The 19,944-nt window shown below is 65.4% G+C and carries 22 protein-coding genes and 1 pseudogene; 10 read left to right on the forward strand and 13 right to left on the reverse strand.

Annotation, left to right across the window (positions count from 1 at the left end):
- Positions 1–53 precede the first annotated feature (53 nt).
- Positions 54–704, forward strand: coding sequence for an ureidoglycolate lyase (locus ACOJB8_RS25795; protein ID WP_342948752.1), 651 nt, complete (start codon positions 54–56; stop codon positions 702–704).
- Here the strand turns inward: ACOJB8_RS25795 and tatA are convergent.
- Positions 701–928 carry a Sec-independent protein translocase subunit TatA gene (gene tatA / locus ACOJB8_RS25800; protein ID WP_069266688.1) on the reverse strand — a complete coding sequence of 76 codons (228 nt, stop codon included), beginning with the start codon at positions 926–928 and terminating at the stop codon, positions 701–703. The two genes, ACOJB8_RS25795 and tatA, sit on opposite strands and share 4 nt — an antisense overlap.
- 532 nt (positions 929–1,460) lie before the next feature.
- Here tatA and ACOJB8_RS25805 point away from each other — a divergent pair.
- Positions 1,461–3,653: a glycoside hydrolase family 28 protein gene (locus tag ACOJB8_RS25805; RefSeq protein WP_475014977.1), complete on the forward strand. Its 2,193-nt coding sequence runs from the start codon at positions 1,461–1,463 to the stop codon at positions 3,651–3,653.
- Positions 3,654–3,972: 319 nt separating this feature from the next.
- On the opposite strand, the gene ACOJB8_RS25810 is transcribed toward ACOJB8_RS25805, so the two are convergent.
- The 3 genes from ACOJB8_RS25810 to ACOJB8_RS25820 form a co-directional block, all read right to left on the reverse strand.
- Positions 3,973–4,284: a high-potential iron-sulfur protein gene (locus ACOJB8_RS25810; RefSeq protein WP_342948750.1), complete on the reverse strand. Its 312-nt coding sequence runs from the start codon at positions 4,282–4,284 to the stop codon at positions 3,973–3,975.
- A gap of 220 nt (positions 4,285–4,504) precedes the next feature.
- The gene (locus tag ACOJB8_RS25815) at positions 4,505–5,518 is read right to left on the reverse strand and encodes a zinc-dependent alcohol dehydrogenase family protein (RefSeq protein WP_475014979.1); all 1,014 of its coding nucleotides are present in this window, start codon (positions 5,516–5,518) and stop codon (positions 4,505–4,507) included.
- Positions 5,515–6,036: an SRPBCC family protein gene (locus tag ACOJB8_RS25820; RefSeq protein WP_342948748.1), complete on the reverse strand. Its 522-nt coding sequence runs from the start codon at positions 6,034–6,036 to the stop codon at positions 5,515–5,517. Before ACOJB8_RS25820 ends, ACOJB8_RS25815 begins: the two co-directional genes overlap by 4 nt.
- Positions 6,037–6,156: 120 nt before the next feature.
- Between ACOJB8_RS25820 and ACOJB8_RS25825 the strand changes: the two genes are divergently transcribed.
- Positions 6,157–7,059, forward strand: a complete 903-nt coding sequence (locus ACOJB8_RS25825; protein ID WP_342948747.1) for a LysR family transcriptional regulator — start codon at positions 6,157–6,159, stop codon at positions 7,057–7,059.
- A gap of 29 nt (positions 7,060–7,088) precedes the next feature.
- Here the strand turns inward: ACOJB8_RS25825 and ACOJB8_RS25830 are convergent, their stop codons facing one another.
- Both ACOJB8_RS25830 and ACOJB8_RS25835 read right to left on the reverse strand, forming a co-directional pair.
- Complete coding sequence (locus ACOJB8_RS25830) at positions 7,089–7,499, reverse strand: hypothetical protein (RefSeq protein WP_069266693.1); 411 nt, start codon at positions 7,497–7,499, stop codon at positions 7,089–7,091.
- Between the two features lie 110 nt (positions 7,500–7,609).
- Complete coding sequence (locus ACOJB8_RS25835; protein ID WP_428995997.1) at positions 7,610–7,897, reverse strand: hypothetical protein; 288 nt, start codon at positions 7,895–7,897, stop codon at positions 7,610–7,612.
- Between the two features lies 1 nt (position 7,898).
- Between ACOJB8_RS25835 and ACOJB8_RS25840 the strand changes: the two are divergent.
- The 5 genes and pseudogenes from ACOJB8_RS25840 to ACOJB8_RS25860 form a co-directional block, all read left to right on the forward strand.
- A pseudogene (locus ACOJB8_RS25840) lies at positions 7,899–8,051 on the forward strand (MFS transporter); the annotation flags it as partial.
- 206 nt (positions 8,052–8,257) lie between these two features.
- Positions 8,258–8,632, forward strand: a complete 375-nt coding sequence (locus ACOJB8_RS25845; RefSeq protein WP_342948746.1) for a hypothetical protein — start codon at positions 8,258–8,260, stop codon at positions 8,630–8,632.
- 75 nt (positions 8,633–8,707) lie between these two features.
- Positions 8,708–9,586, forward strand: a complete 879-nt coding sequence (locus ACOJB8_RS25850; protein WP_069266696.1) for a LysR substrate-binding domain-containing protein — start codon at positions 8,708–8,710, stop codon at positions 9,584–9,586.
- A gap of 158 nt (positions 9,587–9,744) precedes the next feature.
- Positions 9,745–10,899: a methionine aminotransferase gene (locus ACOJB8_RS25855; protein WP_342948745.1), complete on the forward strand. Its 1,155-nt coding sequence runs from the start codon at positions 9,745–9,747 to the stop codon at positions 10,897–10,899.
- A gap of 47 nt (positions 10,900–10,946) precedes the next feature.
- Positions 10,947–11,735: an ABC transporter substrate-binding protein gene (locus tag ACOJB8_RS25860; RefSeq protein ID WP_342948744.1), complete on the forward strand. Its 789-nt coding sequence runs from the start codon at positions 10,947–10,949 to the stop codon at positions 11,733–11,735.
- A 40-nt stretch (positions 11,736–11,775) separates the two neighbouring features.
- Here ACOJB8_RS25860 and ACOJB8_RS25865 read toward each other — a convergent pair whose 3' ends face one another.
- Complete coding sequence (locus ACOJB8_RS25865; protein ID WP_342948743.1) at positions 11,776–12,012, reverse strand: hypothetical protein; 237 nt, start codon at positions 12,010–12,012, stop codon at positions 11,776–11,778.
- A gap of 33 nt (positions 12,013–12,045) precedes the next feature.
- On the reverse strand, positions 12,046–12,624 hold the full coding sequence (locus ACOJB8_RS25870) for a hypothetical protein (RefSeq protein WP_342948742.1): 579 nt from the start codon (positions 12,622–12,624) through the stop codon (positions 12,046–12,048).
- 223 nt (positions 12,625–12,847) lie between these two features.
- Here ACOJB8_RS25870 and ACOJB8_RS25875 point away from each other — a divergent pair, with 223 nt between their 5' ends.
- Positions 12,848–13,228, forward strand: a complete 381-nt coding sequence (locus ACOJB8_RS25875) for a DUF3022 domain-containing protein (protein WP_342948741.1) — start codon at positions 12,848–12,850, stop codon at positions 13,226–13,228.
- Positions 13,229–13,241: 13 nt separating this feature from the next.
- On the opposite strand, the gene ACOJB8_RS25880 is transcribed toward ACOJB8_RS25875, so the two are convergent.
- The 3 genes from ACOJB8_RS25880 to ACOJB8_RS25890 all read right to left on the reverse strand — a co-directional run bounded on the left by ACOJB8_RS25880 (position 13,242) and on the right by ACOJB8_RS25890 (position 17,168).
- Complete coding sequence (locus ACOJB8_RS25880) at positions 13,242–14,564, reverse strand: MFS transporter (protein WP_342948740.1); 1,323 nt, start codon at positions 14,562–14,564, stop codon at positions 13,242–13,244.
- 126 nt (positions 14,565–14,690) lie between these two features.
- Entirely contained in the window at positions 14,691–16,232 is a 1,542-nt protein-coding gene (gene mhpA, locus ACOJB8_RS25885) for a bifunctional 3-(3-hydroxy-phenyl)propionate/3-hydroxycinnamic acid hydroxylase MhpA (protein ID WP_342948739.1), read from the reverse strand.
- 84 nt (positions 16,233–16,316) lie between these two features.
- Positions 16,317–17,168 carry a fumarylacetoacetate hydrolase family protein gene (locus ACOJB8_RS25890; RefSeq protein ID WP_069266703.1) on the reverse strand — a complete coding sequence of 284 codons (852 nt, stop codon included), beginning with the start codon at positions 17,166–17,168 and terminating at the stop codon, positions 16,317–16,319.
- A 144-nt stretch (positions 17,169–17,312) separates the two neighbouring features.
- Here ACOJB8_RS25890 and ACOJB8_RS25895 point away from each other — a divergent pair, with 144 nt between their 5' ends.
- The gene (locus ACOJB8_RS25895) at positions 17,313–17,891 is read left to right on the forward strand and encodes a VOC family protein (RefSeq protein ID WP_069266704.1); all 579 of its coding nucleotides are present in this window, start codon (positions 17,313–17,315) and stop codon (positions 17,889–17,891) included.
- A gap of 12 nt (positions 17,892–17,903) precedes the next feature.
- Here the strand turns inward: ACOJB8_RS25895 and ACOJB8_RS25900 are convergent, their stop codons facing one another.
- Both ACOJB8_RS25900 and phbB read right to left on the reverse strand, forming a co-directional pair.
- On the reverse strand, positions 17,904–18,659 hold the full coding sequence (locus ACOJB8_RS25900; protein ID WP_342948737.1) for an IclR family transcriptional regulator: 756 nt from the start codon (positions 18,657–18,659) through the stop codon (positions 17,904–17,906).
- A 229-nt stretch (positions 18,660–18,888) separates the two neighbouring features.
- On the reverse strand, positions 18,889–19,632 hold the full coding sequence (gene phbB / locus ACOJB8_RS25905; protein ID WP_342924554.1) for an acetoacetyl-CoA reductase: 744 nt from the start codon (positions 19,630–19,632) through the stop codon (positions 18,889–18,891).
- Positions 19,633–19,944 lie beyond the last annotated feature (312 nt).

The following is a 19,944-nucleotide window of genomic DNA, read 5'->3' on the forward strand; positions in this document are numbered from 1 at the left end:
GTGCCGTTGCGGTCGTGGCTAGCCGCCCTCTTATAAGTCTGGGGAGATTCGAAATGAGCATAGAGATCGACTACCTCAATCCCGCCCTCTCGCGAGGCCTGCGGCGAGTGGCGATGCCCGTGGTCGACGCGACTCCGGCAACGCTGAACGGCTATGGCAAGCTGGTGGACGACCCGCACGCCTGCCAGGTGGAAATCGTCCAGTGGCCCGCCCTGGGGTCTAGACCGATCGACCCGGGAACCGGCGATGAAGCGGGCACGACCGAAGGCACGTTCGTCAGCGAATGGCGCGGCGACATTCTCTACGGGCGCAACGAAGCGGTAGGCGGCAATTATGTTCTCGCGTACGCAACGCAGCCAGACGACGCACGCGAAGACAGCGCTACCGTACCGGAACGCATGTTGTTATGGCATGCGAACTATCACCCCGACGGCGGGCAACTGTTCTTTCCGCTCGATCGTCGCCCGTTCTATGTTCCGCTGGCATTGCCGGGCGACGATATTACGCCGGAGAAGTTCGTGTGCTTCCGCTTCGACGGACGCCAGGGTCTCTATATCCACCCCAACATCTGGCACGAAGGCGTGTTCGCACTCGACGGGACTCAGCGATTCTTCGACAAACAAGGCGCCGTGCATGCACGCGTCTCGGTCGAATTCGCATCGGAGTTTGGCTGTCTGCTCGAGGCCGCCATCGCGCGTGACTAGCGCGCGTTGCTCGAGCGGGTCACATCCTTTGCTTCCGTATCGACGGCATCGCTTTGCTGCAATGCATGCTGCCGCTCAGGCGTTTCGCCTTGCGCCATGCCTTCCTTGAATCCCTTCACCGCGACGCCCAGATCGCCTCCGATGTTCCGTAGCTTGTTCGTACCGAAAACCAGTGCCACGATCAGCAGGACGATCATCCAATGCCAGATGCTCAACGAACCCATAACTGAAAATCCTCTCTTTGCCGTCGCGCGTGTCGCTTGCGACGAATGAATGAACCTTGCGGCCCGACCCGGCGTATCGCCCGATGTTCCGCAGGCGTATTGGAACGCGCCGATGTGTCTCGCTCGTTTCCTTGAACGGCGGTTTTGTATGCGCATGTACGCATGCGCCCCGTAGATACACGCCTATACAAAGAGGGCGCGGTTCCAGAGAAGCGTTTAATGTTCCCACCGGCGACGCCCCGCTCGTCTGACAAATTTACGAAACCGTAAGCTATCCGCAGGCATAAGGCATATCCCATAGACCCAGGTACACCCCCTAGATAAATCTGATTGACGATTTCCATGTCGTCTGACAACAATATCCATGGTGATCGAGTCAGCCGCTCCTGTTCGATCTCGCCGCTGTAACCGTGCCTCTCCCGTTCGCATTAGCGTCGCCACGCGGCCCAATCGCCGCCCAATCGCCGCCGTAGTCGAGCCACGCTTTCTTCAGCAAAACAATCCAGCGAGACAACATAGGAGAACGAATCAAATGGCAATATATGACCAGGACAATCCCCTGCCCTCAACAGCCCGCAACCATGCGCCCGCCTCGCCCAAACGGCGCGCGTTCATGGCCTTCGCCGGCGCGTCCGCAGGCGCAAGCCTCCTCGCCGCCAGCCGCGCAGCGGCAGCAGCCGATTCCGTGTTTCCCACGCCTGCCGCATTCGGAGGCAAGATTCCGCAACCGCCCGGCCACGCCGCCGGCGACCCGATCTGGGGCCCGGACGGGCAGGCCACGGCGATCATCAGGAGACTTGCCCATGTCGATCGGTCGCTGTTCTCACGCGCCGACTTTCACGTGACGAGCTACGGTGCGCGCACACTGCCGCCCACCGCGCTGATTACGTCGACCGCGTGGCCGGGCGGCAAGATTCCATGGGTGACGGGCGGCACGGAACAGACCGCGCATCCGACCAGCGATCTGCAGAGCCCCGGCTCGGGCGTGATGGTGCCGTGCGACTACACGGGCACGCAATACGACTCATGCACGGCGATCAATGCCGCGGTTGTCGACGCGAGCCGCGCCGGTGGCGGCCGCGTGGTGGTGCCGGCCGGCAACTGGTACTGCGGCGGTCCGATCGTGTTGCTGAGCCATGTGAACCTCCACCTGGAATCGGGCTGCACGATCTATTTCAGCCCGAATCCTGCGGACTATGCGAAAAACGGCCCGTACAAGACGGCCAACGGCAATCTGTACCACACGCGCTGGCAGGCGAACGACTGCCTGAATTTCGGCTCGCCGATTTATGCCTTCCGCCAGACCAACATCGCCGTGACCGCCGACGACAACACCTGCGTGCTGAACGGTCAGGCGATGACACCGATGCAGTTGAGCACCCAGCCGCCGACCTCGTGCTGGTGGACCTACAAGGGAAGCAGCAACACCTACGGCTGCGCCGGTTCATCGACGCCTTCTCAGGCCTATGTGAATCCGAACAACGTCGCGCTAACGAGCCTCCCCGCTGGCCAGATCCAGAACCCGCAGGCGAATGTCTCCTTTACGAACCCGTACGGCGTGACGACGTCGCTGATGACCCTCCTCACGGGCACGGGCTGGAACCAGGACCAGAACTATCTGCCCGCGCTGTCCGAGCTGCGTGTGCCCGTCGAGAACCGCATATTCGGCAACGGTCACTATCTGCGTCCGTGCATGATCGAGTTCATCGGCTGCACCAACGTCTATCTGCAGAACTACCACACGCAGAACACGCCCTTCTGGCAGCACCATCCCACCGATTGCACGAACGTGGTCATCGACGGCGTGTTTGCCGATAGCGTCGGACCGAACAACGACGGCTTCGATCCGGACGCGTGCAATCACGTGCTGGTGCAAAACGTTCAGTTCAACACCGGCGACGACTGCATCGCGATCAAGTCCGGCAAGTATCTCGACACCGGGTACGGCCCGATGCAGAACATCGTCGTGCAGAACTGCACGATGCAAAGCGGCCACGGCGGCCTGACGATCGGCAGCGAAATGAGCGCGGGCGTGCGCAACGTCTACGCCCGCAACCTGACGATGCAAAACGAGAACTGGGCGAGCAACCCGCTCAATATCGCGCTGCGCTTCAAGAGCAACATGAATCGCGGCGGCTTCATCAACAACGTCTGGATCAACGGCGTGACGCTCGCCAATGGCGTGAACCTCGCGGGGAAATACGGCGGCGGCTCGCTGGGGGCTGCGATCAGCAAGATCACGGGCACGGGCACGACCGGTCTCGCAACGAACCCGTCGACGGGCCAGGGCGGCCTGATCACGTTCGACTGCGATTACAGCCCGTCCGGCGACGCGGTGCGCTGGAGTCCGTCCATGATCAGCAACATCAACATCACGAACGTGAACGCAAGCAACGTGTCGGGCGCGGTGTCCTACTCGATGCCCTCGGGCTTCGTCGCCGGGTCGAACTCGTGCTTCCAGGCGATCGTCATGCAGGGCCCCGAAGCGGTCGATTACAACGGTCCACTGCCGGTGCCGAGCGTGAGTCCGATCAGCGGCGTCACGATCTCGAACTGCAACCTCGGCAACCCGGTGTGCGCGGGGGCGGTACCGACCACGCCTTCGACATCGGCGACGGCCGCGCCGGGGCCGGTCTTCGCGAGCAACGTGAGCGGCATCACGCTGACCAATGTGGTGATCGCGGGCACCACGTACAACACGTCGCTGACCGCACCGGCGACCTGATATCGACGCAACGCACACGGAACGCGTGGGAAGCGCGTTCCGTGTGCGCGGCGATCGGCTTCTTCAGCGTGGTTCCTTGTCTGCCGGAGGTTGCCGGCGTTTCGGCGCCGGCTCATTTCCGGAGCCCACCGGCTCGCGCGTACAGGCGTCCGGCGGCATGACAAAGGGAATGTCGTCGCGGCAACACGCATATACCGGAAACCCGTATGCGTTCGTCCCGACGATGGTCGTTGGCCCGTGCAGCGGGCACACCGCCTTCATGGCGCCTCCCGAAACGCATTGCTCGATGGCTTGTAGCATACCCCTCTCGGGGCATGACTCAAGCCTTCTTCACGTAGGCATTGCACCAGCCTTTGGCGTCGACGATCTTGCCGCCATAGGTCGCGCACGGACCATTCGGCGCGCCCGGCTTGCCCTGAAACAGCTGGCAGTTCGCGCAGGTCTGCCCCGCCTGAAAGCGCGGGAACTTCGTCTTGTCGACTTTGCTCGCCTCGGTTTTGTAGCCGAGCGCCATGGCGGTCGGATCGCTCTCGGAGAGCACCGGCGCGTCGGCGCGGGATTCGCTGGAAAGCGCCGCCGTGGAAGCCACGGAGGCGGCAAGGATCATGAAGCGACGACGGGAAAGCGGCATGGTGGGGCTCCTGAGCATGGAACGTACCCGGCTCTCGTGGTTGCTGATCGGCTGGCCGATTCGTTCGTGTTTCTTCCGTGTGCTATTTATTTATAACACTTCGCGATGTCTTGTAAAGAACCGAAACATTGTGCATCGGATGCTTCCTTATTTACTTCGTTATGCAAATCAATTTTCATCGCGACCGAAAACCCGGCATCACAGCGGCGCCGCATTGACTTCACCAGGCCGCGCAGACCTTGCCGAAATGCGCCCCGGCCTGCTGATGACGAAACGCATCGGCCAGTTCGTCCAGCCCGAACGTCCGGTCGAGCACCGGGCGAATGCCAGCCTGGTCGAGCGCCGCGACGTGCTCTTGCTGCTGGCGCCGGCTGCCCACGATCAAGCCCTGCAGGCGCGCCTGCTTCGCCATCAGCAAGGAGGTCGGCACCGTGCCTTCGCGTCCGGTCAACACGCCGATCAGCGCGATGTGGCCGCCCACGCGCACCGCGTCGATCGACTGGGCGAGCGTACCAGGACCGCCGACTTCGATCACGTGATCCACGCCCTTGCCGCCCGTCATGTCGCGCACGAGCGCGCCCCACTTTTCGTGTTGCCGGTAGTTGACCACCTGGTCGGCGCCGAGCGCTTTCGCACGCGCCAGCTTCTCGTCCGACGATGACGTGACGATGACCGAAGCGCCCATCATCCGCGCGATCTGCAACGCCGCGATCGACACGCCGCCGGTGCCGAGCGTCAGCACGGTGTCGCCGGCCTTCAGGCCGCCGTCGACCACCAGCGCGCGCCATGCGGTGAGTCCAGCCGTCGTAATCGTGGCCGCCTCGGCGTAGGTCCAGCCGCGCGGCGCGAGCGTGAAGGCGCTCGCGGGCCGCACGGCGTGCAAAGTCGCGAAGCCATCCGCGCCGTCGCCGGGCGTCTGCGCGAAGTTGCCCACGGCCTGCCACGGCAACCCGTCCGCCCATTGGGGGAAGAAGCACGACACGACGTGGTCGCCGCGCTTGAACTCCGTCACGCCCGCGCCGACCGCCGACACCACGCCTGCGCCATCGGACATCAGCACGCGGCCATCTGCTGTAGGGATCGCGCCGTTGGCGACCAGCAGGTCGTGAAAATTGAGCGACGTAGCGTGAAGCTCCGCGCGGATCTCGCCGGCGCCCGGCGCGCCGGGCTCGGCGATATCGCGCAGCTCGATGCGATCGAGCCCGCCCGGCGCACGCACCACGGCGGCCTTCATGGCCGTGCTCCCTTCGCCTTGCGCGCGGCGTCGACGAGGCCGTCGGGCCAGTCCTGGTGCCCGTTGATCATCGGATTCGGGCGCGTTTTCGCCAGCGTCACAGCCGGTTTGCCCTTCTGCGATTCCTGCGTAAGCACGCGCACGCGGCCGCCGGAAAGGTCTTCGATCAGCCAGGCGTGAATCACATCCAGACGCGTTTGTGCGTCGCCCTCGGCCCAGCCGTGCCACGCCACGCGTGAGGGCTGGCCTGCGGCCGGCGGCACGTGCTCGGTCACTTTGGCCTGCACCGGGAAGCCGAAGGTCTTGAATTGAAAACGCGCGCCCGCGCTCAGCTCGGGCCCCAGGCCGTCGTGGAAGCCGACATCCGCGGAATTGCTGTAATAGCTCGGCCACACGGTCGCGTTGTTGAGTAACGGCCAGACGTCGGCGGTGGAGAGGCCCGCCACGATCACTTCGTTGGAACAGAAGTTATCGGTCGTGCCGGGCAAGTAGTCTTCGGGCCAGAAAATCTCGTTCATGTTCGTTACCTTTCGATGCTGTCGGTTTCGGTGCGGTGGACACGAGAAATCATGCGGGCTATGCTGAAATAAATCCAATCGCGACTCATTATTTCGGCCATAAACCATGTTGATATCAGAATGCTCGATCTGAATCTCTTGCGGGCGCTTGACGCCCTGCTCGACGAACGCAACGTCACGCGCGCCGCGCAGCGTCTGTCGCTCACGCAGCCAGCCGTGAGCGCGATGCTGACGCGTCTGCGTGAGAGTTTCGGCGATCCGCTGTTCGTGCGCTCGCAACGTGGCATCGTGCCGACCGAACGCGCACTACAACTGGCCGCGCCGCTCAAACAGGTGTTGAGCGAAATCGAGCAGATGCTGCAGCCGCAGGCCTTCGTGCCAGCCGAGGCCGAGATGACGCTCACCCTCGCTTCGACCGACTACGCGCTGCGCGCAGTCGTCGTGCCGTATCTCGCGCGGCTGCGGGAAACGGCGCCCGGCGTGCGCGCCGTGATCGTGCCGGTGCAGCACGAGCGTCTGCAGGCGCAACTGGAAAGCGGCGACGTGGATCTGGCCCTGATCACACCGGAGACCGCGCCCGCCGATCTGCATGCGCGGCGCCTCTTCGACGAGCGTTACGTATGCGTGATGCGCGCGGATCACCCCGCCGCCCAGCGGCGGCTCACGCTGGAGCGCTTTTGCGCGCTCGATCATGCGCTGGTGTCGTATGAGGGTGGAAGCCTGAGCGGCGTCACGGACGAGGCGCTGGCGCGCGTGGGTCGCACACGTCGCGTGACGGTGTCGGTGAACAGCTTTCTCGTGCTGCCCGATCTCTTGCTGACGAGCGATCTGATCGCGGTCGTGCCGTCACGGCTTGTGAAGAACGCACCGGGGCTCGCCGTGGTCGAGCCGCCGCTGGCGATACCGGGGTTCACCAAGACGCTCGCGTGGCACGAGCGCACGCATCGCTCGCCAGGGCATCAGTGGGCGCGCGCGTTGTTGTTCGAGACGTGTGAGGCGTTGGCGAGCGACGCGCCGGGGTGATGCCGTCACATCGGCGCGCGTAAAGGCGATCAGCAGGACGGGCTGCCGTTGGCCGTGCAGAACGCCGCGGGCGCACCCGCGATGAGCGGAAGCGGCGTGACGGGTCCTGGCGGTGGCGGCACAATCCTCACGGCGCCGCACCACGAGGTATGGCTGTGCCCCGCGCTGGGCACGCAGGGCGCAACGGCTGCGCGCAGCTCATCGGCCGCTTCCTCGCTCAGTTCGTTGCGCTCGCGCGCTTCGAGCGCGGGCCGCAGCTGGTCGCCCAGCCACGACGCGAACGCGACGACACAGCCCGCCGCGACAGCGAGCAGCATGACCCGCGCCTTGTGCTCGCGCAGCTTGATGAGCAGGCGCAGCGCCGCCGGCCGGCCAGCGTTGGGCGCCTCGCGCCCGGCGGCGGCACGCACTGCCGCTCCTTCGATGATTCTCGTTGCCACTGTCTATTCGTTTTGCTCCTGTGATTGCGCCTGGCGCCCGTATCGGGGCATACGGGTTAACGGCAGGTCGGCGCAATCCGAAAGGGGTGCAACGAAAATATTTGAAAGCCTCAGCGGTCCTCGCGCGAGCGCTCCGCAAACGCGAACACGGTTTCGCGGAACCCTCCACCGGCGGATTGTGCACGGCGGGCTTCGTCACGAGATGCAGCGGCGCGCGAAACGCCTCGTCCCCGGCCACGCGGCAGTAACGCACGCTCTCCTGCTGGTAGCGCCGCATGGAGGCCGGCACGAGCGTCACGCGCCACGAGGTTGATCGCGGTGACCATGCGCGGCACCTCGTCGACCACGCGCAACTGCACGCCATGGGCTTCGCAGGCGCGCACGAAATCGGCGTACATGCCCGACTATGCATCGATCGGCATCGCCGCGCCGCTCATCGTGCTGCTCGCGCGCATCCTGCAAGGGCTGTCGGTGGGCGGCGAGTTCGCCACCGCCGCCTCGATGCTCACCGAGTACGCGCCGCCCGGCCGCAAGATGTTCTATGGCAGCTTCACTCGGGCGGCGCCCAGGTCGCGCATCGCTATGCCATCCTGAGCGCCGCGCCCGAGCAATGCGCCCAACGCGGCGTGCCGCTGCGCTTCGTGATCGCGAATCCCTCTTCCTGGGTGTATTTTGATTCGTTGCGACCGCAACCGGATGGCAGCTTCGCCCCTGCGGATCGCACCGCATGTCCCGACGTCGACGACTGGAAGTACGGCATGTGCAAGCTCCCGCGCTATGCGGCTGCCACGCACGATGCCGCGACGCTCGAGCGCCGCTACGTCGGGCGGGAAGTGATTTATCTGGCAGGCGAGCGCGATTGCGACCCCGCGCACGCGGCGCTCGACCGCTCGTGCGCGGCCAGCGCGCAGGGGCCTCACCGGCTCGCGCGAGCCCTAACCTATTACGCCTACCTGCGCGCGCGGCACCCGCAGTTGCGCCATACGTGGTTCGAGGTGCGGGGTGCGGGCCACAACGCCGAGGCCATGTTCCTCTCCGGGCCCGGCATACGCGCTTTGTTCGGCGCACGTGCCACGATCGACACGGCACGCGCGGCGAGCCAGGCACAGAGCGCAGACGGCGCAGACGATTGAAGCGGGCGGCCGTCGTATCATAGCGGCTCGATTCCCGCCGGCTGCGCGCACTCGCCCGGCCGCCCAACGACCGCCATGAGACGCCTTCCCCCGCTCAACGCCCTGCAGATTTTCGAAACGGTCGCCCGCTACGGCAGCTTTACGCGCGCGGCCGAGCACCTTTGCCTCACACAGGGCGCAGTCAGCCGGCAGATCCTCGCGCTCGAGCAGTACTACGGCCTGCCGCTCTTTCGCCGCTCGTCCAAAGGTCTCACGCTCACCGCCGAAGGCGAGCAACTGCTGCCGGCCGTGCGCGACGGCTTCGGGCGTATCGAAGAAGCCTCGCAGCGCCTCACGCGCCAGCGCACCGAGCTTGCGCTCAAGGTCCCGACCTGCGTGATGCGCTGGATGCTGCCGCGCATCATGCGCTTCCAGAACGAGCACCCCGACCTGCAGATCCAGATCACGACCACCTGGGGGCACGAAGTCGACTTTCAGGCCGAGCCGTTCGACGCGGCGATCATCTACGGTTCGTCGCCCGGCGCCGACGTGCATGCGGTGCCGCTCTTCGACGAATACCTCACGCCCGTCTGCACGCCCGAGGTGCTCTCGCGCCGCCCGCTCGTCAAGCCCGACGACCTCGCGCACCAGACCCTGCTGCACCCCACGCGCGACCACGCTGACTGGCGCCTGTGGCTCGCGCGCGCGGGCGCGAAGAAAGTCGATGCCGATCTCGGTCCCACGTTCGAATCGCTCGATCTCGCGGCCACTGCCGCCATGCAGGGGTTCGGCGTCGCCATCACCGATCGCACGCTCGTCCGCGAGGATGTCGAAACACGCCGCCTCGTCATGCCCTTCGACCTCGCCGTACCCACGGGCTCGCGCTACTATTTCGTGTACCCCGAATGTGTGGCCCAGCAGAACAAGGTGCAGCTGTTCAGCGACTGGATGGGCCGGGACCGCTCGACGCCGTAGCGCGCCATGAGGGCGGCGCATGGTGGCCATGAGAATTAATCGATTGCATGCGGGCTGCTCTTTCGGCGTAATGGGGCGCTCCGCGCAAGGCCCGATCTTCCGGCAACCTCGCATTTGACACACCATGCGGCCGCGCGCCGCCCGAAGGGAGACCGACCATGCAGAGCGCCGCGCAGGCCCGCTCGAAGCTGCCCGATGTAGGCACGACGATTTTCACGGTAATTGGCCAGCTTGCCGCCGAGCATCAGGCGCTGAACCTCTCGCAAGGCGCACCGAATTTCGACCCGAGCGCGAAACTCGTGGATGACGTGGCCGCCGCCATGCGCGCGGGCCACAACCAGTACGCGCCGATGGTGGGCCTGGCCGACTTGCGCGAAGCGCTCGCCGCGAAGTTCGAGACACTCCATGGCGCACACTACGAGCCGTCGAGCGAGGTGACCGTGCTCGCGAGCGCGAGCGAAGGCCTGTACTCGACGATCAGTGCGCTCGTGCATCCCGGCGACGAGGTCATCTACTTCGAGCCCGCGTTCGACAGCTATGCGCCCATCGTGCGCCTGCAGGGCGCGCTGCCCGTGGCGATCAAGCTCGCGCAGCCGCATTTCCGCGTGGACTGGGACGCAGTGAGCGCGGCCATCACGCCGCGCACGCGCATGATCATCGTGAACACGCCGCACAATCCCACGGCCACGATCTTCGGCGAGGACGACATCGCGCGGCTCACGGCGCTCACGCGCAATACCGACATCGTGATTCTCTCCGACGAGGTGTACGAGCACGTGGTCTTCGACGGCGCGCCGCACCGGAGCATGGCTCGCTATCGCGAGCTGGCCGAGCGCAGCGTGATCGTTTCGTCGTTCGGCAAGTCTTATCACGTCACGGGCTGGCGCGTGGGCTATTGCCTTGCCCCCGCCGAACTGATGGACGAGATCCGCAAGGTCCACCAGTTCATGGTCTTTTCCGCCGACACGCCCATGCAGTATGCGTTCGCGCAGGCGCTTGCCGAGCCGAAGACCTATCTGGGACTCGCGGCCTTCTACCAGCACAAGCGCGACCTGCTCGCGCGCGCGCTGGCAGCCTCGCGCTTCGAACTGCTGCCGAGCGAAGGCAGCTTTTTCATGCTCGCGCGCTTCCGGTCTTTCTCCGACGAGCGCGACAGCGACTTCGTGCTGCGACTCATCCGCGACGCCCGCGTGGCGACGATTCCGCTCTCGGCGTTCTACACCGACGGCACCGACGAAGGCGTCATCCGCCTGAGCTTCGCCAAGGATGACGAAACATTGCTCGAAGGCGCACGCCGCCTTTGCGCGATCTAGCGCACTCCATTCGAAACACAACGAACCTGATCGGCAAGGAGATCACCATGAAGCGACTCAACGCGCTCCTCGCGCTGGCATGCATGTGCGGCATACTCGGCCCCGCATCGGCATTCGCCGATACGAACCTGTTGCGCTTCGGCGTCGAGGCGCAGTATCCGCCGTTCGAAGCCAAAGCCGCGGACGGCACGCTGCAAGGCTTTGACATCGACATCGGCAATGCCGTGTGCGCCAAGGCGGGCATGACCTGCAAATGGGTCGAAACCTCGTTCGACGGCCTGATTCCCGCGCTTCAGGGCCGCAAGTTCGACGCCATCAACTCGGCGATGAACGCCACCGAAAAGCGCCGCGAGGCCATCGACTTCACCACGGTGATCTATCGCGTGCCGAGCCGCCTGATCGCGCGCAGTGACAGCGGGCTTGTCGCGACTGCCGCGTCGCTCAAGGGCAAACGCGTCGGCGTGCTGCAATCGTCGATTCAGGAAACCTATGCCAAGGTGCACTGGGAGCCGGCCGGCGTGAGCGTCGTGCCCTATCAGGACCAGAACCAGATTTACGCGGATCTCGGCGCGGGGCGTCTCGATGCAACGCTCGTGCTCGCGCCAGCGGGCCAGAAGGGCTTTCTTTCGCAACCCGAAGGAAAGGGTTTCGCGTTCGTGGGCGAAGCCGTACGCGACGACAAGATTCTCGGCAGCGGCGTGGCGTTCGGCATCCGCAAGGGCGATACAGCCTTGCGCGAGCGCCTGAACGCGGCCATTGCAAAGCTCGAGTCCGACGGCACAGTCACCTCGCTCGCGCACAAATACTTCGGCGACATCGACGTTTCGCCGAAGTAAAACGCCAGCACTCAGGGGCGGCCGTATGGCATGAACGAGCTCAGCGCCGCCCCTCGCGCGAATTGCGGTTCACGGGCTCGTCGTTCTGCGTGCGCTCCTGGTACGCATCGCCGCCCCGGCGGTCCGTGTCCTCCTGGCCGCTCTCCACGTCGCTATGCCCCTGGCGGCCCACCGAGCGCGGCTCGTGCGGATGACGCCGCGCGAGCGGCTCGCTGCCTTCGTGCTGCGGGCTCTTGACGTTCGTACCGTCGTCGTCCGGCGTCTCGTGATGCTTCATGATTGCCTCCTTGTCGGCGCAACGCGCCGCCGCTCATTCGCGCAGCGGCTCGACGCTGCGGGTGGGGTCGAAGTCGGCCCAATGACCTTGCTGCCAACGTCCGTCGGCGCGCTCGATCTCCACGCCGCCCGCCGCGCTCAGTACCTGCGCCGCCCTGTGCTGGGTGCCGGAGCTCACATGCACGGCCACCAGCACGCCGGACTCGCGGGCCTTCGGCGTGCCGTCGGGCTCGTGGCCGACGTCGGGCTGGCGCGCCTTGCCGCCACCCCTCGTCTGCCATAGCGCGCCCGCGAGCGTGCCCACATAGGCGCCGACGCCGGCGGCCACCGCCAGCACCACCAGCGAGTGGAATACGACGTACGAGATCAGCACGCCGAGCACGAGCCCGATCACCGCGCCTCCCGCAGCCCCCGTCGCCGCGCCCAGCGACGTGCCGCGCGCGCCCGGGTCGACGAACTCGTCGCCGCCCACCGGAAAGCGCGCGTGCTGGCCGCTCGGGTTCACGAAGAACGAGGCGACATCCTCGCCGACAAAGCCGTTCGAATGCAGCTTGTCGACGGCCACTTCCGCTTCGTGCAGGGTCGTGAAGCGGCTCGCAACGATCATAGACATGGCTCTCTCCTTGCAGGCTTCGATGAGTGGAAGTTCCTGACCGAGCGCGCACGCGTCGTGCCATTCGCCTGCGCTCGATCCGATGCGCGCCTTCGCCTGCCGCTTGCCGCGTAGCGCATCGGCCGTGCCCAGGCACGGCTGGAACGCCCGATGCGCGCTGTGAAGTCACGCGAAAGCGCACGCAAAAGCGCGCGCAAAAACGGCCATCGAGACGGGAGCCCCTATGAACACCTTCGATTTCGACCAGCGTCTGGAGGAGATCCAGATCGCTGTCGCAAGTATTTTCGAATCGCCCAAGCGGCCGGCGGTCAGCCTCATCGACGAGGGCGAGACGATGGTTATCCAGCTTTCCTGGGTCGTGGACTCGCACCGCGACACCACGCTCGACGCGCGCTGCGCCGCCACGCTTCGCTTCTCGCGCGCGCAACTCGACCGTTACGCCGAGATGGACACGGCGCGCCGGCGCATGGTCCAGCAGCGCATTCGCGAGCGCGTGCGCGAACGCTTCGACGCACGGCAGGTGCTGCCCGCCACCGAGGGCGCGTGCTCGATCGAAATCGACGTCGACGATTCCGAGTTCGAAACGCCCGAAGGCTTTCTTTGAGCCACGCGCACGCCTAACCTGCGGCTGCCGCCGGGCGCTCGACCCGCGAGCGCGACGAAGCGTGCAGCCCGAGGTTCGCCAGCAGCGCGACCAGCGCCGAGCCGATCACGTACCACGCTGGCGCGGCCGGCGACCCGCTCATGCGCACGAACGCCGCGCAGAGCAACGGAGCAAACCCGCTGAACACGACCACCGAAACGTTGTAGGCGAGTGCGATGCCGCTAAAGCGCACCTGCACCGGAAAGAGGTCGGCGAGAACCGCGGCCCACGTGCCGCTTGCGAGCGAGAACACCAGCGCGGCGAACACGAACAGGACGACCACGTTCACGCTGTGCGCCGCGAGCGCCGTATAGAACGGCCAGGCGAGCGCGGCGAGCAGCACGCAAGACACACGCAGCAAGTACCGGCGCGGCACGAAGTCGCCAGCCCAGGCCGCCGCGAGCAGCCCCACCGAACTCACGAGCAAGTACGCATTCTGGGCGAGCGCGGCCTCACGCGGCGCGTATTTCAACGTTTCGATCAGATACGCGGGCATGTGGCCGTAGAGCACGCCGTTGAAGCCCGCCATCACCGCAATCGAAAGCGCGCCGCCCACCACCGCGCCGCGATGGTGGCGCAGCGTTTCGCGAAACGGCTGCTTCACCACGGCGCCCTGCATTTGCCGGAATTCGGGCGACTCGTCGAGATTGCGTCGCAGCAGATACGAAACGATCCCGCACAGGCCGCCCACGAGGAACGCAATGCGCCAGCCGTAGCTCGCGGCGTCGGCGGGGGTGAGCGCAGACTGCACGACGAGATTGACGATCGTCGCGAGCATCACGCCCGTATTGATCGCGCAGACGATCACGCCGGCCGCGAGGCCCGCGCGGCGCGGCGCCGCTTCCACCGCGTAGGTGATCGCGCCGGGCATCTCGCCGCCCACGCAAAAGCCTTGCAGCACGCGCAGGCCGATCAGCGCAACGGGCGCGGCAACGCCCCAATGCGCGTAATTGGGCAACAGGCCGATGCAGATCGTCGCGAGCGTCACGACGACGATCGAGCCCACGAACACGGGCCGCCGCCCGATGCGGTCGCCCAGGCTGCTGAGCACGATGCCGCCGAGCGGCCGGATGATATAGCCGATCGCGAGCACCGAAAACGTGAGCAGCATGCTCACGAGCGGGTCGCTCGCCGGGAAGAATTGCGCGGCGATCGAATGCGCGAAAAAGCCGTAAATCACGAAATCATAGAATTCCAGCGAGCCGCCCAGACTCGCAATGAGGATCATCTTCCATTGGGCGCGGGTCAGGCCAGGCGGCGCGGCGTGCGACGCTGGCAGGGAGGGTGTCGTCTCCATATGCTCTCCTTGTTGATGGACCTGGCGGCGCTTGTGTTTCTGCTAGCGGATCTTCGTCCTGCGCCACTTCTTCAAAATCATCGGCCCGGGCAGCCGCGTTGCATTGCGGACTGCCCGGGCCTTGGGTCAAGCGGCCTCGCGTCGCTGCAGCGCGCACGCAACGCCTGCACGTGCGAGCAGCGCTTCCACGTCGCTCGCGGCGTGCGCGACGCCGCAGACGTAGCGGTCGGGCCGCAGCAGCACGGCGCGCACGCCGGTGTCCGCGAGCCAGGCGCGCAGCGGCTCCCGCGTGGCCGGCACGATCGCCACGCGCTCACGTTGGGCTGCGTTCGTCAGCGCGCTCTGCGCGTGTTGCGCAAGCGCTTCGTCGACGATCAGCGCGAAGCGATAACCGACGGCGTCGTCGAGGCGCGAGCCGTCTTCGAACACGGGTTGCGGCCCGATATCGCCGCCCGCCGCACCGGCGTGCCAGCCCGGACCCAGACGCGGCTGGGGCGTGCGAAATTCGCGAATCGCCGCCGTCATCTCGCGGTCGCGCGCGGCAACGGCGTCGCTGTCGGTGGCCTGGATCACGCCGCCTAGCTGCACCGCCGTTTCGATGAACGTGCGCACGTGCGGCTCGCGCTCGCTCTCGTAGGTGTCGAGCAGCGCGTCGGGCAGCGCGCCGTCGATCACGTCGGCGAGCTTCCATGCGAGGTTCGAGGCGTCGCGTATGCCCGCGGCCATGCCCTGCCCCATGAACGGCGGCGTCTGATGCGCGGCGTCGCCCGCGATCAGCAGCCTGCCGCGCCGCCAGCCCTGCGCGATCACCGAATGGAACGTGTAGATCGCCGAGCGTTCGAGTTGCGCGTGCGCCGGCGTGATCCAACGCGCGAGCCGCTCCCAGATCCATTGCGGCGTGCCGATGCGGCGCTCGTCGTCGCCCGGCATCACCATGATTTCCCAGCGGCGGCGGTTGTGCGGCCCACGCGTGTATGTGGTCGGCCGCGCGGGGTCGCAGTACTGGATCGAGTAGTCGCCGAGATCGGCGCGCTCGCCCTCCAGCAGCACGTCCACCACGACCCAGCGCTCATGTGATTTCAGGTCGGCCAGCTCAGTGCCGATGAAGCGGCGCACGGTCGAGCGCGCGCCGTCGCAACCCACCACGTAGCGCGCCGTGGTGTGGGCAAGGCGCCCTTGCGCCATATCTTCGAAACGGATGCGCACGTGGTCGTCGCATTCGTCGAGCGCGAACACTTCGTGACGCAGGTGCACGTCGGCGCCGCCGCGCGCGGATAGTTGCGCACGCAACGCCCGTTCGAGATCCGGCTGATGGAATTTGTAGCTTGCGCACCAGCCTTGCGGGCCGATGCCGCCGGGCCGGGTCCAGTCGATCATCAGCTCGCCGCGCGCATTCAGGAACTTCATGCCGGGGCCGACGAACAAATTGGGCAGCAGTGTCTGCGCGATTCCCGCCGCCTGAAACACGCGCATGCATTCGCCGTCGAAGTGCACGGCGCGCGGCAGCTGGAACACGTCCTTGTCGCGCTCGAACACCACGACTTTCAGGCCGCGCAGCGTGAGCAGATTAGCGAGCGTCGCGCCGGTCGGCCCGAAGCCGATAATCGCGACGTCATAGTCTGGCTCCGAATTTGATTTGCATACCGAATTGTCTACGACATCCTTCATCCCATTCACCTGATCCGTGGCTAACTGAGTGAAAACTACGTGGATGACTGCGCCGCCCGCATCGCGCGGGCGGCGTCCTGCGGCTTACGCTTCGTCCGCGACGGGGTTCCTGAGTGTGCCGATGCGATCCACCTCGACTTCCACCACGTCGCCATGCTTCATGAAAAGCGGCGGATTGCGCTTCGCGCCCACGCCGCCGGGCGTGCCGGTCACGATCACATCGCCGGGGAAGAGCGGCGTGAAGGTGGAGAGATACGCGATCTGCTTCGCAATGCCGTGAATCAGCATCTGCGTGGTCGCGCGCTGCACTTCCTGGCCGTTCAGACGCGTAACCAGCGTCATCAGCGCGTTCGGCTCGATCTCGTCGCTCGTGACCATCCACGGGCCGAACGCACCCGTGCGGTAGAAGTTCTTGCCCGGTCCCCATTGGCCCGTGTGGCGCTGCCAGTCGCGCACCGAGCCGTCGTTGTAGCAGCTGTAGCCCGCGATATGACGCCACGCGTCGGCCTCGGCGATACGCCGGCCGCCCTCGCCGATGATCACGGCGATCTCGCCTTCATAGTCGAACTGCGTGGACTCGCGCGGACGCAGCATGGGCTCGCCGGCGCCCACCTGCGAAGCCGGCAGCCGCATGAAGATCACGGGCTGCTCGGTGGTCTCGCGGTTGGTCTCCTTCACGTGCTCCGCGTAGTTCAGGCCCACACAGAAGATCTGCTGCGGATTCGCAATGACGGGCTCGAGCGTGACTTCGGCGAGCGGATAGTCGCCCTGGCCTTCGTTCGCGGCCCGTTCCGCTTCGGCGAATGCACCGGCGGCGATCAACGACTTGAGGTCGGCATAGCGGCCGCCCAGGCGCTTCTTGAGGTCGTACACCGCGCCGTCGCGCACGACGCCGAACGACGAACCTTCATGGGTGGAAAAGCTGGCGAGTTTCATGATGCTCCAATGAGAAAGAGGGTATTCGGTGGAAATGGGGGGCGCGTATTTCTTGTGCGTTTATCGTATTTTGAGAATACACTACGTAAAACGCACAGTACAACGTGATTTGCATCAGGGTTTATCACTATCACTGGAGACAGCATGACTCTGCCGAACACCGAACCAACCACCAGACGAACCGGCCTCACGCTCAGCCACATGGGTTTTTACGTGAGCGACATGGCGAAGGTCGAAGACTTCTATACGCGGGTGCTCGAATTCACGGTCACGGACCGCGGCACGCTGCCCTCGCCGCGCGGCACCGTCAGCCTCGTCTTTCTCAGCCGCGATCCCCGTGTGCATCACCAGATCGTGCTGGCGAGCGGCAGGCCCGAGCGGTTGGCGTTCAATCCGATCAACCAGATTTCGCTGGAGGCGGACAGCCTCGCCACGCTCAAGCACTTTCACCGGCGCTTTGTGGAGGAAGGGATGGAGGAGATCGTTCCGGTCACGCACGGCAATGCGATCTCGTTCTACGCGCGCGACCCGGAGGGCAACCGGCTGGAGATCTTCATCGACACGCCGTGGTACGTGGATCAGCCCATGCGTGTCGCCGTGGACTTTACGCTGCCCGACGACGCGTTGCTCGCCGAGGTCGAGCGCCATGCGAGCACGTTGCCGGGCTTCCGGCCGCGCGCGGTGTGGGAGCGGGAGATGGCGGCGCGTATGGGCGTAGCGTGACGCCGCGCCGTCTTATGACTCGATCAGTGCACGCACGCGCGTGGAAATGCGCGCGGCGGCTTCCTTCACGGCCTCGACCACGCGCTCGAGGTTGAAGAACGCGAGGCGCTGCTCGGGCACGACGAGCGCAAGCGCGGCCACGGCTTCGCCCGATGCGTCGGTGAACAGCGGCGAAGCGACGGCGGACATGCCCGCTTCGAGTTCGCCCTTCGAGAGATAGAAGCCCGCGCGGCGGATCTTGAGCAGGCTCGCGCGGAATTCTTCGAGCGAGCCGCCGAGTCCGCTGGCCGCGATGTCTTCGGGGTACTGCTCGAACAACGCGGCGAGTTTCGCCTTGGGAAAGGTCGAAAGGATCGCCTTGGGCGCGGCGCCAAGAAAGAGCGGACGCGGACGGCCACGTCCGTAGCGCAGGTCGAATGCGGCGTCGTGCGATTCGCGGTGCGTATCGACGAGCTCGTTGCCGTACCAGCGCGACATGACGGCGTCGAAGCCCGATTGCTCCGCCAGCTCGCGCATGATCGGCTGCCCCGCTTTCAACAGCGGATCGGAAATGCGCAAATGGTAGTCGAGCGTGATGATGCGCGGGCCGAGGCCGTATTCGCCGCCCACGAAGCGCAGCAGCATGCCCGTATCGACGAGTTCGCGCAGATAGCGGTAAGCGGTCGGCACCGAGCATTGCAGTTCGGCCGCCACCTGTTCGGCGGAAAGAAAAGGCCGCGCCTCGGAAAAGAGTTCGAGGATGGACAGCAGTTTCGCAATGCTCGACAAAGGCCGGTCTCCGGTCACGCGTGGGGTGGCCAATTATAGCGGCACGCTTCACTGCGTTCGTGCCCCGCAAACCGGCGGCACCATGCAAAACCGCCGCATTGCAGGGCACGCTTTACACGTGCCTTGCAATGCGGCGGTCGGTATGGATTACCGCTGCCGCATGCATCGCGCATCGCCCAGGCGAAAGTCGCCTGACATCATTCATGCAAGATACATGTTTAGCATAGCTTTATTGCATATGCTGTCCGCCGTTGATAGGAATATTTGCGCCCGTCACGAAGCCCGCTTCGTCCGAACACAGGAACAGCACGAGCGCCGCGACTTCACCGGGGTTGCCGAGGCGGCCCATCGGGATCTGCGGCAGAATCTTCGAGTCGAGAATGTCCTGAGGAATGGCGGTCACCATCTTCGTGGCGAGGTAGCCCGGCGAAATGGTGTTCACGGTCACGCCCTTGCGGGCCACTTCCAGCGCGAGCGACTTCGTGAAGCCGTGCATGCCGGCCTTCGCCGCGGCGTAGTTGGTCTGGCCGACCGAACCCTTCGAACCGTTCACCGACGAAATGTTGATGATGCGGCCCCAGGCGCGCTCGACCATGCTGTCGCACAGCGGCTTCGAAATATTGAAGATCGAGTCGAGATTCGTGCGCAGCACGGCGTCCCAATTGACCTTGTCGAGCTTGCGGAAGGTCATGTCGCGCGTGATGCCCGCGTTGTTCACGAGAATATCGACAGGGCCGATCTCGCTCTGGATCTTCTGCGCGCCGCGCTGGCACGAATCATAGTCCGCGACGTCCATGCCGTAGGCGTGGAATTCGCGGTCGGTCTCCTTCATGCGCGCCAGCCAGTCCTTCGCGCCTGCGTTATCGGGCGAGTGCGTCACCACGACGCGATAACCCGCGTCGTGCAGTTTCACGCTGATGGCCTCGCCAAGGCCGCCCATGCCACCTGTCACCAATGCAATACGATTAGTCATCCTATATATCCGCGAGAGTTGAGCGTCATTAAAACCGTGGCGTTACGCGCTACGCGTGCAGGCGCCACATACACCGTTGCCCGGCTTCATCCTTCCACCCAGGAAAAAGACAGGCGAATGCCGCGCGGCTTCTGATCAATTTCTAGTATTGCGCGTGGTTGCTGCTACTGGCGGCTCGCCGCTGCTTCTCGCGCGACGAGCCGCTTGCTGCCTGGTTGCTACCCGGCTTCCCGCCTTGAAAGCGGGATCAAGCTGGAATCAAGCGCGCTCGAGCGCGAGCGCCACGCCCATGCCGCCGCCGATGCACAGCGA

It is taken from the genome of Paraburkholderia sp. BR10141, from assembly GCF_056155635.1.

Coding starts and splice junctions, on each gene's coding strand:
- ACOJB8_RS25795 (WP_342948752.1), top strand. CDS start 54: ATGAGCATAGAGATCGACTACCTCAATCCCGCCCTCTCGCGAGGCCTG.
- tatA (WP_069266688.1), bottom strand. CDS start 928: ATGGGTTCGTTGAGCATCTGGCATTGGATGATCGTCCTGCTGATCGTG.
- ACOJB8_RS25805 (WP_475014977.1), top strand. CDS start 1,461: ATGGCAATATATGACCAGGACAATCCCCTGCCCTCAACAGCCCGCAAC.
- ACOJB8_RS25810 (WP_342948750.1), bottom strand. CDS start 4,284: ATGCCGCTTTCCCGTCGTCGCTTCATGATCCTTGCCGCCTCCGTGGCT.
- ACOJB8_RS25815 (WP_475014979.1), bottom strand. CDS start 5,518: ATGAAGGCCGCCGTGGTGCGTGCGCCGGGCGGGCTCGATCGCATCGAG.
- ACOJB8_RS25820 (WP_342948748.1), bottom strand. CDS start 6,036: ATGAACGAGATTTTCTGGCCCGAAGACTACTTGCCCGGCACGACCGAT.
- ACOJB8_RS25825 (WP_342948747.1), top strand. CDS start 6,157: ATGCTCGATCTGAATCTCTTGCGGGCGCTTGACGCCCTGCTCGACGAA.
- ACOJB8_RS25835 (WP_428995997.1), bottom strand. CDS start 7,897: ATGTACGCCGATTTCGTGCGCGCCTGCGAAGCCCATGGCGTGCAGTTG.
- ACOJB8_RS25845 (WP_342948746.1), top strand. CDS start 8,258: ATGTGCAAGCTCCCGCGCTATGCGGCTGCCACGCACGATGCCGCGACG.
- ACOJB8_RS25850 (WP_069266696.1), top strand. CDS start 8,708: ATGAGACGCCTTCCCCCGCTCAACGCCCTGCAGATTTTCGAAACGGTC.
- ACOJB8_RS25855 (WP_342948745.1), top strand. CDS start 9,745: ATGCAGAGCGCCGCGCAGGCCCGCTCGAAGCTGCCCGATGTAGGCACG.
- ACOJB8_RS25860 (WP_342948744.1), top strand. CDS start 10,947: ATGAAGCGACTCAACGCGCTCCTCGCGCTGGCATGCATGTGCGGCATA.
- ACOJB8_RS25865 (WP_342948743.1), bottom strand. CDS start 12,012: ATGAAGCATCACGAGACGCCGGACGACGACGGTACGAACGTCAAGAGC.
- ACOJB8_RS25870 (WP_342948742.1), bottom strand. CDS start 12,624: ATGTCTATGATCGTTGCGAGCCGCTTCACGACCCTGCACGAAGCGGAA.
- ACOJB8_RS25875 (WP_342948741.1), top strand. CDS start 12,848: ATGAACACCTTCGATTTCGACCAGCGTCTGGAGGAGATCCAGATCGCT.
- ACOJB8_RS25880 (WP_342948740.1), bottom strand. CDS start 14,564: ATGGAGACGACACCCTCCCTGCCAGCGTCGCACGCCGCGCCGCCTGGC.
- mhpA (WP_342948739.1), bottom strand. CDS start 16,232: ATGAAGGATGTCGTAGACAATTCGGTATGCAAATCAAATTCGGAGCCA.
- ACOJB8_RS25890 (WP_069266703.1), bottom strand. CDS start 17,168: ATGAAACTCGCCAGCTTTTCCACCCATGAAGGTTCGTCGTTCGGCGTC.
- ACOJB8_RS25895 (WP_069266704.1), top strand. CDS start 17,313: ATGACTCTGCCGAACACCGAACCAACCACCAGACGAACCGGCCTCACG.
- phbB (WP_342924554.1), bottom strand. CDS start 19,632: ATGACTAATCGTATTGCATTGGTGACAGGTGGCATGGGCGGCCTTGGC.